Source organism: Chryseobacterium sp. GVT01B (assembly GCF_019970045.1).
Taxonomy (GTDB): domain Bacteria; phylum Bacteroidota; class Bacteroidia; order Flavobacteriales; family Weeksellaceae; genus Chryseobacterium.
Map to the genome: position 1 here is coordinate 691,443 of NZ_JAHXYI010000002.1, position 13,484 is coordinate 704,926.

At 36.2% G+C, this 13,484-nt stretch carries 8 protein-coding genes; 2 read left to right on the forward strand and 6 right to left on the reverse strand.

The window, feature by feature from the left end; all coding sequences use genetic code 11:
• Positions 1-62: 62 nt before the first annotated feature.
• Complete coding sequence (locus LC457_RS06620; RefSeq protein ID WP_209784980.1) at positions 63-416, reverse strand: YegP family protein; 354 nt, start codon at positions 414-416, stop codon at positions 63-65.
• A gap of 229 nt (positions 417-645) precedes the next feature.
• A complete protein-coding gene (locus LC457_RS06625) occupies positions 646-1,926 on the reverse strand; it encodes an FISUMP domain-containing protein (protein ID WP_209784981.1) in 1,281 nt (426 codons plus the stop codon).
• Between the two features lie 781 nt (positions 1,927-2,707).
• On the opposite strand from LC457_RS06625, the gene LC457_RS06630 reads away from it, so the two are divergent.
• Positions 2,708-3,172, forward strand: a complete 465-nt coding sequence (locus LC457_RS06630; protein ID WP_209784982.1) for a hypothetical protein — start codon at positions 2,708-2,710, stop codon at positions 3,170-3,172.
• A gap of 558 nt (positions 3,173-3,730) precedes the next feature.
• Here the strand turns inward: LC457_RS06630 and LC457_RS06635 are convergent.
• The 3 genes from LC457_RS06635 to LC457_RS06645 are packed head-to-tail and all read right to left on the reverse strand — an operon-like array spanning position 3,731 to position 10,708.
• Entirely contained in the window at positions 3,731-6,214 is a 2,484-nt protein-coding gene (locus LC457_RS06635; RefSeq protein ID WP_209784983.1) for a S9 family peptidase, read from the reverse strand.
• Between the two features lie 33 nt (positions 6,215-6,247).
• The gene (locus LC457_RS06640; RefSeq protein WP_209784984.1) at positions 6,248-7,630 is read right to left on the reverse strand and encodes a RagB/SusD family nutrient uptake outer membrane protein; all 1,383 of its coding nucleotides are present in this window, start codon (positions 7,628-7,630) and stop codon (positions 6,248-6,250) included.
• Positions 7,631-7,654: 24 nt separating this feature from the next.
• Entirely contained in the window at positions 7,655-10,708 is a 3,054-nt protein-coding gene (locus LC457_RS06645; protein ID WP_209784985.1) for a SusC/RagA family TonB-linked outer membrane protein, read from the reverse strand.
• 719 nt (positions 10,709-11,427) lie between these two features.
• On the opposite strand from LC457_RS06645, the gene LC457_RS06650 reads away from it, so the two are divergent.
• Positions 11,428-11,682: a helix-turn-helix domain-containing protein gene (locus LC457_RS06650; RefSeq protein ID WP_209784986.1), complete on the forward strand. Its 255-nt coding sequence runs from the start codon at positions 11,428-11,430 to the stop codon at positions 11,680-11,682.
• Between the two features lie 238 nt (positions 11,683-11,920).
• Here the strand turns inward: LC457_RS06650 and LC457_RS06655 are convergent, their stop codons facing one another.
• Positions 11,921-13,408 (reverse strand): DNA/RNA helicase domain-containing protein, encoded by a 1,488-nt coding sequence (locus LC457_RS06655; protein WP_209784987.1) that lies wholly within the window; start codon positions 13,406-13,408, stop codon positions 11,921-11,923.
• Positions 13,409-13,484: the final 76 nt, after the last annotated feature.

A 13,484-nucleotide genomic window follows, 5' to 3' on the forward strand; every position in this document is an offset into this window, starting at 1 on the left:
TTTCAAATGTTCAACATTTACTTATTTAATAATGAACATAGGCAAGTGAGTTAGCCAATTGACTAATCTTTGTTCTTTTTATCATCAATAGAATCATCAATAATTTCAGCTTCCACTGCACTGATTTTTACAGACTGGATCCCGTGTTCCATAGAGGACGAGGAACTGTACAGCTGACTTTGTCCGATCACCTTCCCATTGGCAGACTTTAAACAAAAATAGTTTTTGCCATTGGATGCTATTCTACGCTCATACATCTTGTCAACTTTAGAATGAATCTTGACCGATTCTATTCCCTTACGGCAAGAGGATTTTTGCAGATACCCTTCACTGGTCAGGATAATCTCTCCATTAACTGTCTTAAGATTGAACTGGTATTCTTTGTTGACTCTTCGGGTAATAATAAATTTTGCCATAATTTCAATATTTTATGTGTTTAGAAATGATCTGCATAGATCTTGGTATACAGCAGTATTATAACCAGAAAAAATCCGTATCCATTCACTTAGTGTTTATGGTGTAATTACTTTAGTAAGAAGTACTGCAAATTTCTCTACTGCACGGAATTCTAATAACCTGATTATAGTTATTAAAAAATGTGTTATAATACATTAATTCTATTTGAAAATCTGTATTAAATAGCAACTACTCTGAGATACAACGTATAGAGTATCCCATAGTACGGAATCCGAAATTCGAGCCAGAAACATTAGTCGAAAATAACGTAAAGTAGATTGAGTATACGGTAGAATCTTGGGATTCCGAACTGGACCAATAGACGCCTCTATTAGCACGTTCTTCCAATACTCCTGCGGAGTAGTTGCGTTGACCTGCAACAGGAAAAGTCAATGTACTGCCGTTATTCACAAACTTCTTGGCCACACTAAAATTAGTAGCACTACCTGGACTGGCAACAAATGTTCCTATATTACTAACAGTACTAGCGGCATTAAATCCACTCAGTTCATTTCCAGTAGGTACCCTGAAACCAGCAGGACATGGATCATTGGCTGTCTTGACAGGCGCTGCTTCCGTACCGCTGTTCCAGGCCTTATTAGCAGCATTAGTAGTATTCCATCCCGAAATAGCAGCTTCGCTCGTATACGCTGTAGCGGCAGCATTTTTCTTTCCCCATTGATAATAACTTCCCATAATAGCTTGAGTAGGAATATCAGGATCCATAGTTGGATCTGCACCCAAGTTTCGGGTCATCATCTGTCGGGTCTCTCCGTTAATAATAACGGGAACCACATCAGCGAAGTTCGTGTTTGGTTGGACCATTATGTTAAAACCACAGCTTTCTCCACCTAAATTAATATTGAAAGTAGCAGTACCAGCAGCAGCAGGAGTTCCCACAATATTGAAAATTAAATTACCACTGCCATTATTAAGCGTTCCGGAAGCAAGAACAGCATTAATTCCTGTCACACCAACAGATGGAACAATTTGTTCTGAATAAACACCTCCATTACCTCCGTTATACGGGACAGTTACACTAACACCGGAAGCAGGACTTGTTGCTTCCAAAACGCCTATATGTGTAGCTGCAGAACAGAGAAGTTGCGTTAATGCCGGTGTACTCGCTCCACTGGATAATATTTTTATCCAACGGTTACTTCCCGCATCAAAGTAGTAGAATCCAGGAGCATCCATACCCTCTACCTGACCTGTACGATTGTTAGAATCAGGAGCTGCAGTTACAAACACTAAGGTAGCATGCTGAGCAGAAGCGTATACAGCTGCTGTCTCTGCAGCTTTTAGTTGGTTACCAGTCAGACGAGGGATAAGAAGCCCTTCAGAAGTGCTTCCGTCTGTTGTTTTGCTTGCTATATCGACGGTAGATTTGGGAGTTAAGTTATTGACTCCCATCTGTCCATAGGATAACACACCCATCAGAACAATTGGTAATAAATACATTTTTTTCATTGTGATAATATTTTATTGATAATATTTTATAAAATATGTACAGGAAAACCTGACTTTTATCTTCAGCTATTTACACCTCATGCTCATTACCACTGTCGGTTAGCAACCTATCTTCCAATTCTCTTCCAAGTGATCTTTAATCTACATTTTTAATTCACTGTCATCAACCTTTAATTAAATAGTCGTAAATAAATAATAATACAAATTTAACATCTCCTTAGTAAATAAACACCTGACAATACAGTCACATTATCACTATAAGAATGTAGTTTTTTATCTATATCAATTAGGATAGCTAACATATTGGATTGAGATAATAAAAGCAACACCATAGGTGGTAAAAAAACATTTAAACATAACAAATGTATATAAATCATGGATCAAGGCTGTTAATCAGCATCTTGCAGTTGTTTATAGAGTAATGAAACTTTTATGTTTAATTTGACTCTTGTTAATTCAAATATTTTGACAAATCGGTAATATCTGGTATTTGTTAATAGCATAGTTTTTAATTCACTAGTGATAAAACTACAATACATTAGTAATAAGACGACTTATATTAGGCGGGATTTAAAAAATATCTTCTTTAAATTTGATTAGATTTTTTAAGAATACTCTATATATCATACAAATAAAGCCACAGGTATTCAGCCTAAGTTTTACATTTCATGATTAGGTATGGCGATACCTGGTCAGATCTTATTAAGCTGACCGGTAAAGATTGGCAGACATATTTGAGCTACTTGACTAAATCTTTCAATAACCAATAAAAACCAAACCTATGAAAGAAAAAAGCATGAAAAAACTATTATTGATAGGCTTTGTGGTCTTTTGTGTCAATTTAAGTATTGCACAAACAACAACAACAAAATCCCCTGAAACAAAAAAGGAAACAACATCTAGTGTTAAACTGAAAAAAGATGGCACACCAGATAAACGCTATACCTCTTCCAAAGGCTCAACAACTATTTCTGACAATGTAACTGCCATCCCAAATACAAGACTAAAAAAAGATGGTACAACTGATAAACGTTACAGTACAGCAAAAGAAAAAACAGTGGCCATATACCCACAAACTCAAACTATTAACAGACCCACTGTTTCAAACACAAACACTGCAAAGAGTTATACACCTACCGTAGACCGAACTTTAAAAGGTCCTAATGGTGAAGAAATATTGACAGGCCCTAGAGGTGGTAAATATTATATCAATAAAAACGGAAACAAAACCTATATAAAAAGATAGTAATAAAAATTCAATTGTCTGACTAGCAAGGCCTCTGGTATTTTATCAGAGGTCTTGTTATTTTTCTCATAAACATATAGAAATAATGCCATGATATTATTTGCATAAAGCCCGAAAGAAATAAAGGATCACTTGGATTACTCTTAATATTGCCATCTCATTTCTTTATTCACCCATAGAATACCTTTATAATCCAGAAAAAATATCCAAACCTGAACCGACTGTCATATTATTAAAAGTAGCTCTTACGAAGAAATCAACGTTTAAAATATGATGTTTTTACATAATTAAGATCCTTTGATTTCAAAACTTCCTCCGCAAAGAGACAAAAATATTTGCCTTTTAAAATGATATAGATATTATAATCAGGTTTAGTTGACTGTGAAAATAAAAATCCTCGGAAATTCCGAGGATTAAACTAATTACTATGATACCCCAATTTAACTTGAGAATCTGTATTAAATTTAATCAAAACAGATTTACTATCAAACGGCATACATCAGTTGTTGATTTTATAAGTTCATTTGCTCTTTAGTTATGAAGACATTTATGATTATGCTAATCAGCATCCCTTTTCATCTGTTTTTTAATCCATAGAATACTTTTATAATCTTGAAGAAAATATCCGAACCACTCAAGCATCTTAATACTGAGATCTTTGCGGGTATTCTCTTTGGTTAATGTGTGTAGTTCATCCTGATAGAAAAGAGCAATGACGTTTTTTTTATGCTTACGGAGTGCATTATAAAATGACCGGGTTTGTTCCGGGTTCACATTCTTATCTGCTGTGCCTGTCCATAATAACACAGGAGCATTAACCTGATGAGCATAATACAGCGGATTATTATCCATATACTTCTGTTTATTGCTTACAAAATCTCCGAACCTGAACTGCCCGTCTTCGTATCTCCAGTAATCGGCAGAAAAATGATTATAATTAAATGCAAAAGAGGTATTGATTACATCTGAAATGGATGCCCCTGAGATATAAGCAGCAAAACGGTCCGATTGAGAAGCAATAAAATTGGTCTCATACCCGCCAAAAGACTGTCCTACAAGACCTACCCTTTTCATATCCGCCTGTTGTATTGTTGCAAGTTGGTCGAGGGCATTGTTCACACAATGAAATGCTGAGTATCCTGGTCCTTTATCTCCCGGACTGATATCCGGGAGTAAGACCATATACCCTGATTCAAGAAAGAGTCTTTCATTAAAACCTCTGGAGTTTTTAAAAGTAGGATAAAGATATTTATTGGCATTCTGACTTTGCATTTCGTATATAGAAAGAATTACCGGATATTTTTTATCTTCCTTAAAATCGGGAGGAAAATACAGAATAGCACTCAAATTTTCATTGTTAGGACCTTTATAATATAGACGTTTCATGGTGAGTGTTTTAGTAGAAGCTAGTTCTTGAGATGCATAGAGGATGAATGCTTTTTCTCCTTCCTTTTTAATGATTATTTCAGAAGACTTGTTATAGTTTTCCCTGATCCAGGTATAAGACTTTGAAACCTGATTGTAGGAGACCTCAGTAATTCTGTCTTCTGTATTACAAGTAATGTTGGAAGACTGCCTGTTTTTCCAGCTGGCTACAGAAGATCTGGTAGAACCGTTTTCAGTGATCTTTAACAGAAGTTCTTTAGTAAGATTCACAGCAGGGCTCATAATGCTATATCCCAAGTCTGACGTTTGCTTTTCAGCATTAAGAATTTCAACATTACCAACAAAAGTATTTTTTCCGGACTCTGTAAGATTCCTTAGATTCTGAATCCATATTTCATTACCCATCACCCAAAGAACTTCGTCAGATGAACAGTAGTATGGTGTTGAAGACTCAGGAATGTCAATTTCTTTTCTCTGATTCGTCTTGGTACTGTATGAGAACCATCTTCTATCTTTTTTGTATAGCAACCATCTTCCTGAAGGACTTAGGTTAATTCCCTGAGAGATCTCATCTAAAAAGAGGTGACTTTTAATTTCAGGGTTATAAATAAAGAACCGCTCCGGATAGTCCTTTCCTTTCTTATCATAAGCATCTACCAACGTAGAATCTCTTTCTTTTGTCAGAAATAATCCTGATCTTCCTAAAGCAGTCATTTTACTAAAACGTTTGCTATCAGAAGATACTATTCTGTTTTCTAATGGATACCACAGAACATACCTATGGAAAGGCTTTTCATGGAAGTGCTGCTCAAGATCATAATCCTTTCCATACCAGATATCCACCATCCCCTTTTCTTTTTTCTTCAGGTGGCTCAGCCGCAGATAAACAGCATTGACATCTGCGGAAGGATATTGGCTCACATCATCAAAGTACTCATCTCCATCTGTTGAGAGTTCTATCAGGTGTGCACCTTCATTCACATAGTACGTTTTCAAACCATTGGGTTTCTGTAAGATTAAGGTATACCCTTTATATTCTAAACCAGACTCATAAATTCTGTACAGCTCAGCGGTACCTGACCAGATTAATTTAAGGTTACTGTCATTATAACGATATAATTCGTTATTTTCATTCTTTTTTATTAATAGTATCAGTTCGTTTTTAAGTGCAAATACCCTTTCTACATCAGATATGGTGTTAATCAGTTTTGAATCGTGATTATAGATTTTTAAAGCCTTCCTGAACTTTTCATTATGAAGTATCCAGAACAAATCCTGAGCTTCATGATATCCGAATTCTTTAACATGGTTATAAATCGTTTCTTTGTTTGTTCCCAGAGTTCTGTAAATGAGGTTGCTTCCTTTTTTCATGAGGAGGCCGTCATCCCCAACCTGCTTCCATGCTCCTACTCCTTCTTCTGTAAAGAGTGATTCAGGATGATAACTGTCAGCGATTTTCAATTGATGAGGTTTTATTTCATACGATGACTGCCATACTTTCCATCTGCCATTTCGCGAAGTGGAAAGAAAACGAATTTCTTCAGAATGCCCCGTTGCCTCATCAAGTTTCTCAAGATTAACCTGCGCGGGTAACTGCTGAGCAATAAACATCAGAATTAAAATTATGATCTGTACTATTTTATCAATTATCTTCATAGCCTTCTTCTTTTATAAATGATAGCCTGATTTCTAATATCCATGATTCTGAGGGTTAAGATTCGAATTAAGAAGCATTTCCTGCTGAGGCAAAGGCCATCTCTCATAATGAGATTTCCAGTTAGGTTTTACTGTAATCAGTTCACCTAGCATTCCCCATCTTTTCAGGTCGAAAAAGCGGATGCCGTGCTCGCTGAAAAACTCCTTTCTTTTTTCACCCATCAATTCATTCATTGCTGTAGGCTGGCTGAGAGTCTGCGGCAAAGGATCAAGACCTGCTCTTACTCTTGTTTTATTGAGGTGAGGAATCGCTTCCACTACCCTGTTCTGATGGATCAGTGTTTCCGCATACATCAAATACACTTCTTCCAGCCTGTAGATCACAGAGTATTCAGTAGAATTACTGCCTTGAAGATTCTTATACTTAACTGATTTATAATTAACCTGCCCTTGTGCTGTTTCTTTGGAGATATATGCCTGTTTTCTCAGATCGGAACTGACGAAACTGTTCACAAGGTCAGTATTAAGCATATAGGTAGTGGGAATTCCTGAGAAGTTATAGAGTGAAGCTTCTTTGGTAGCATCTCCTTCGTTTTTAGGCTTTAACTGCCAGATAATGTGGCTTCCGTTTTTTTGAAATACTTTGGTAATATCATTCTGGAATGAATAATCAGAAGACTGCATAACAGCACCTAATAATACTTCTGCTTGTGGCCATTTGCCAAGAAGCATCTTGACCTTGGCCAGAAGGATATACCCGGAAGCCTTATTGGGATAAATCCTTTCTGTACTCCGGTACGCAGAAGGCAGCAGTCCAACCGTCTCTGAAAGATCTTTCTCCAAACGGTTCAGCATATCATTTTCTGAAAGTTTAGAAAGTTTACTGTTAACCTTATAGTCGGTGGTGCCAGCAAATGGGATATCACCGTAGATTTGATAAAGGTAGAAATACAGGAGGGATCTTATGAAAAGAGCCTCTCCTGTAATACGGTTCTTCACAATCTGTGACAGTGATTTTGAATTCTTTACTCCCTCCAAAATGCTGTTAGCAGCATAGATATGCTGGTAGGCATTGGTCCAGACATTTAAAACCATAAGGTTGGTAGGGATCTGCTGATTATAATACAGATCAACAATACCATTGCTTCCAGCAGAAATTACCGTAGCGATATCATCTGTATATAGTCCTAAAAGGAGTCCCATACCGTCCTGTCCTCCTGATATCAGGGAATTGTTCCAAAGGTTAGCATACAGTCCAGCCAAAGCGGCTTCAGCAGTCTGTTCGTCTTCAAAGACCAGTTCCGTAGGAAGCTGATTGGTAGGAAAATCAGTTTCTATCCATTTTTCACAGGATATGGCAGTTAATGATAAAAGTGAAAGTACTGCTCTTATAAGTTGTTTGATTGAATTTTTCATGTTGAGATGGTTTAAGGTTGAATATTAAAAAGTAAGCTGAAATCCTACAGAATAGGTCTTTAACGGAGGAAGGTACCCTACGCTTATAAACTCGGGATCAATCCCGAAATAACGCGTAATAGTTAACAAGTTCTGCCCCTGAAAATAGATCATAGCCTCACGGATTCCAAGATTTTTTACCGGAATGCTATAGCTCAGCTGTATGTTTTTAAGGCGTATAAATGAGGTATCTCCTACTGCTGCAGTTGAGTTCTGGAAATAAGAATGCAGGGTATTTTTCTGGGCATTGGTACCAGTGGTGTACTGCATATAGCTTCCTGAAGGATTAGAAAGTGACCATGCATCCAGCACTTCCAAAGGCTGATTGTTCATTGATCCCGGAATAATCATGCTTCTGTTATAGTTCCAGTTCCTCTGCTTAACAAACTGGAACAGGAAGGAAGCTGACCATCCTTTATAACGGAAGCTGTTACTCCACCCACCAAAGAGCTGTGCTCCTACTTTTTCAATGACTTGATTGTCATCAGGTGAGGAAATCTTTCCGTCATTATTAAAATCTTTAAAACGGTATAAACCCGTTGCAGGGTCTACCCCTTCAAATTGGTACACTTTAATCAAGGACATGGGATAGCCAACCATGTACTGGCTGGCATAGGTCGAGCCTTCCAGATTCGGAAATTCTAAAAGTTTGTTTCTGGGTATGGAAAGATTAAATGAAGTCTCATATTTAAATTGAGTCGATTTGAAAGGCCGTGCAGAGACTTCAAATTCCCAGCCTGTATTCTGAACCTTGGCATTAAGGTTAGACTGAATACTTGGAAAACCTGTTGTAGCAGGAAGAGGGAGTCCTACCAGCTGATTAGAAGAGGTATTTTGATAAAAGGCAGCCGAAACGTTTAATCTGTTTTTAAGTACTCCCAATTCCAGTGCAGCCTCCCTCTTTATGGTTTTCTCCCAACTAAAATCAGAATTGTACAGTCGGGATGGTGAAAGACCGACAGTACCGTTGTATATCCCTGTTGTTACACTATAGGTATTCAGATACTGGTAGTCCCCTATCTTGTCATTTCCAGTAATACCAATACTTCCTCTTAATTTGGCAAAACTCAGCCATGACATCTTTTTCACCCAAGGTTCATTAGAGATAATCCAGGCAGCGCCTACAGCTCCGAAGTTTCCGAACCTATTATCCGGTCCGAAGCGGCTCGAACCGTCACGCCTTCCGGTTAGGTTAATAATATATCTTTTCTTATACTGATAGTTCAGTCGGGTAAAAGCAGCTGTATAATAATACTGGCTTCGGATCTGGTCCGAAACTATTTTAGTGGCAGCCGCCCCTACATTACGGATGAGTGTATTGCTTTCAAAACCAAGTCCCTGTATTGAGCCCTGTCTTGTTTCAGATTGCTGTAATGTAGTACCGATCAGTATATCAAAACGATGGTCTTTCCATTCGAAATCCGCTGAGATCTGAGGCTCCAACAGATAGGAGAAAACGGTCTGATTGTTTTGAGAAGAACTGGAATACGCACTGGTTAGTCCAAAAGCAGGATTGTAGATCGTATGAGGCTTAAGGCTCTGTTCTTCAAAATCCTGATAAGTAATTCCTCCATTGAGTTTCAAAGAAAGAAAAGGAAACAGCCTGTAGGAAAAATTCGTTCCGTTATTGATCATAACAGTAGAATTTAAATACTCACTGTTAAGCAGCGCAAGAGGATTGTTGAATGTACTGTTTTCCCAGTTAAGATTTCCTGAGCTGTCATACAATGCTGGAACATTTGGACTAAGCTGCAGACCTTTCTTAGTCAGATCATCATTCTGAACATTATTCTTCTGGAAGGAAAAGGTATTGTTCATATTCACTTCAATACGCTTATCAGGGCTTCGGAAAGTAAAGTTTCCAGTAAGTGTATTGGTTTTATACCTGAAATCAGCTGGAAATACCGTAGTCTGCTCCTGATACCCATAGCTGAGTAGGTAGGACAAATTCTCAGAACCTCCACTTAAAGAAAGCTGCACCGAATAAGCATCGGCGGTATTACCGATAATAGTTTTTTGCCAGTCTGTATACCGGGCCCCATCCCATGTTGTAAGATCATAAGCTGAAGCAGGAATATTGGTTATCCCGTCATTCTGATAAGCCTGTTGGCGCATACTTAAATACTGCTCTGTATTCATCATCTTTAACCGGTTAGCTACCTTACTTAAAGAATAGGAAGTATTAAGCTTTAGCTCAGTTTTTCCTTTCTTTCCTTTTTTGGTAGTAACAAGGATCACTCCGTTAGCTCCTCGGGAACCGTAGATAGCAGTAGCATCAGCATCTTTTAAGACTTCAAAACTTTCTATATCATCAGGATTAATAGCATTGAGGGGACTCATGGAAGACCACGGCAGTATAGTGGCGGCAAACAGGGATGAAGTTTCAGAGCTCAGAGGTATCCCATCTACAATGTAAAGTGGTTCATTTCCTTCACGGCGGATACTATTTTTACCGCGGATCTGGATGTCAAAGCCTCCTCCCGGAACTCCTGAATTCTGGGTGATGCTTACTCCTGCCATTCTTCCCTGTGCTGCAGACAGCACATTAGTGACAGGCTGGTTTTCTATATCTTTTGCTGAAACTTTGACAATACTCCCCGTTCTCTCTTTATCCCGGACTTTATAATACCCTGCGTTAAGCAGAATCTCCCCAATCCCCGTTACAGCAGGTCCAATGGTATCAGAAGGTTTATTAAGCCCACCGGACCTATCCCCAAGAACTACATTCACCAGTCCCGGTTCCCCATTGTTCCTCCCTCTAACATCTCCAACTTCCATTCTCTTTAGCGGATATCCCTCATACCTGAATACCAGCACCGGACTCTTTCCCGACACCCTAATCTGATATCTCCCCGAATCTCCCGTTAAAACGATTTGATCTTTTCCTTCTTGAAATACTGAAACCCCGCGTAAAGCACCGGATTTCCCTGTGACGGTACCTGAAATCTCACGTACCTGTCCTATTGCTGAGCAAGACACCAGCAATGCTAACCCAAAAGCCATCTGAACATGACCCGGGCTGCAAAAGTTTTTTTTCATACTTTTGAATAAGTTTAATTTAATTAAGCACCCAGCTCTTTCCTACCAAGCGGTCAACTTATAGGGAAAGGGCTTTTCTTTTTATCTTTCTATGGCTATTGTACCTTACATTTCTGTAATTTCTTACTCTGTCATTTTCTACTACCTGTTACATTCTATCCACTACTCATTACCTCCAACACTTACCCATCTTCATAAAGATGGAACCGGGACAAAGTCCAGCCGAGGACACGACAAAACCTACTGCCCCAGTCCATCAAAAAAATCAATTAATATGAAATATGAATAAAATTTGTGTTCCCATGAAAGCCCTAAAGCCGCAATAGGTTGTACATTCCTATTGTAAAGTATCAGTATACCTCTATTTTGTAAAGCGGCTTAGAATTTAAAAAGATAATTGTAGAAAAGCAGAACTACATAAAATAAAAAACGGCATGAGACTCTACATATCTACTATTGAGGCACTGGTATACCTTACATACAGATAAGAGAGCCCACGCCTAGGTCGTGAGCTTCCTGCTTATCGTCTCGTATGTTTAAAAATTACCAGTTTTTCAATAGTGAGATTCTAAGCAATAGCTTCTAATGTTTCGTTGAAGTATCGCAAAGTTACATATTATATAACTTATACTACAAATATACTAAATTATTTCCAATTTGGGGATATATCCCCAAAAGAAATTTTAGAAAAGTCAGGATTTTAGCATCAAATCATTAAAATGAATATTACTGAAGGTTTTCTGATTGAAATTGGAAGAAAAATTTCTGAACTTAGAGATAGAAATAAACAGACGTTAGATGATATTGAATTTCTAACAGGGATTGATTCTAGTGACATTAACAAATATGAACTAGGTAAAATAAACCTAACTATGAAAACGCTTATAAAACTATCAATTGCCTTAAGAGTAAAGCCTAAAGATTTGCTTGATTTTAAATTTGATCTTGAAAAATATAACAATGAAAAATCCTGACAATGTCAGGAACTTTTTATTTAAAATCGAGATGAAAAAACATTCATAACTAAAACATATTTAGTGTATAAAATATTTTATATGCAGTTATTACTTCGAAAATAGTAACTTTTAACAGGAAGATAATATTCTTATACTGTTGTCCTATCACGTGTAATAGCTATTGTATTCACTTAGAACAAATCACAATCAAGGCCTATAAGCTATTTAGTAAAATAACATTTCTAGTTAGTTTGAACTATTTTTTTTGAATATTTAAAATTTGTAAGCATCTACCCATTACCTCAATATTGCTAATTATTACCACTTTTACTTTATTTCTTGCTCTTGTTATGTTTTGATATAGCATCAATCCGGGATTATAATAACATTTCTTTGTGTATACTAAAGAGTCATTCCGATATTTAAAATCTTGATCTACAACAACTATTACCTTATCAAATTCTTGGCCTATTATACTATGAGTTTTTGTTGAAATATGTGGATTATGATAATCCTCATATTGATGTGTACCATATAATGAAGGCGTATAGTTAATCAATGTCCAATCTCCAACGATATCACTAGACATAAATGCTTTAGCTTCTTCCATATTATTTAGGTATACTAGTTCTACAGATTCATATAGATATTGTTCAATAATTCTGGATCTATCAAATAACGATTTTATAAAGGCAGTAATCTCCTTGTTAGTTCTAACTTTAGATGTTAAGGTGTATACTTTGGGGGAAGTATTAATATTAATGAGATCTGGTATTTTATTCAATTTTTCTTCAGACTGAAGAACCTGTTTTTCATCGTATGAAAAAATTATAGTAACATTATGTTTCTTTGCGTGATCAATTATTAATTTCAACTGATTTTTTCTTATTCGCTGGGTTTCATCTATGATGATAATCTCATTTTGTTCACTATCTATTTGGGAAAAATGCTTAATAGAAATAATGTTCCAATTATAATCATCAGTAAGTTTGACTTGTCCTTCATTTAGATTTGCACAGTGTATTATAACTATATTCTTTTTCCTAGTAAAATATTCTGCTAAATCATATATTAATAAAGTTTTACCAGATCCTGGTTGACCTTTGACAACAATAAATTGTTTGTTACTTATTTCTATATCTTTAATTATTTCTTTCTTAAATTGGTCTTGTTCTCCAGTTAAGAAATATTCTTTATTAATAAATTTTTCAGTTGAATTAAATGGAGAAACTAAGAAATCGGAAGGGTTAAAAATCTTTGATAAATTAATATCAGTATCTACAAATTGTCGATTTAACAATGTTATTATTTTTGAAACTTCATATAAATGTAGTTCGTCATCGTCACCTAGCTTATAAAATTTATTTTCGCTTGAAATATATGTAAATAGATAAAGCTTCAGATTTAAAAATTTGAAATAGTATTTATTTTTAATTAGCTGACTTTTAATCTTATCAAGCGTACTTTCAGATTTTAATTCAATGTTTATAATTGATCGAATTCCAAAACGTAGTAAATCGAATTCTTTACCAATTTGAGGAATTACAAAGCCAAATGAAAAGTACTCAAAGGCTCTATATCTTGCAGTTCGTGGGGCTAATAAAGCTTCAATACATTTCATCAAGTCTGAAAGTTCATTAGTTTTGATATTGATAGAATGAAATTTTAGATAATCTACAAATGTAGTTTTGTCGAAATCCGAATTAGCACGGTATAAACTGTATAAATTAGTTTTTTGTAACATTTTAATATTAAGTTTAGCTTTTTGAAAATGAGTTTAGAAGATCTTAGACCGCGTTGTATGAAACTCTTATATTCTA

Coding starts and splice junctions, on each gene's coding strand:
- LC457_RS06620 (WP_209784980.1), bottom strand. CDS start 416: ATGGCAAAATTTATTATTACCCGAAGAGTCAACAAAGAATACCAGTTC.
- LC457_RS06650 (WP_209784986.1), top strand. CDS start 11,428: ATGAATATTACTGAAGGTTTTCTGATTGAAATTGGAAGAAAAATTTCT.
- LC457_RS06640 (WP_209784984.1), bottom strand. CDS start 7,630: ATGAAAAATTCAATCAAACAACTTATAAGAGCAGTACTTTCACTTTTA.
- LC457_RS06625 (WP_209784981.1), bottom strand. CDS start 1,926: ATGAAAAAAATGTATTTATTACCAATTGTTCTGATGGGTGTGTTATCC.
- LC457_RS06635 (WP_209784983.1), bottom strand. CDS start 6,214: ATGAAGATAATTGATAAAATAGTACAGATCATAATTTTAATTCTGATG.
- LC457_RS06645 (WP_209784985.1), bottom strand. CDS start 10,708: ATGAAAAAAAACTTTTGCAGCCCGGGTCATGTTCAGATGGCTTTTGGG.
- LC457_RS06655 (WP_209784987.1), bottom strand. CDS start 13,408: ATGTTACAAAAAACTAATTTATACAGTTTATACCGTGCTAATTCGGAT.
- LC457_RS06630 (WP_209784982.1), top strand. CDS start 2,708: ATGAAAGAAAAAAGCATGAAAAAACTATTATTGATAGGCTTTGTGGTC.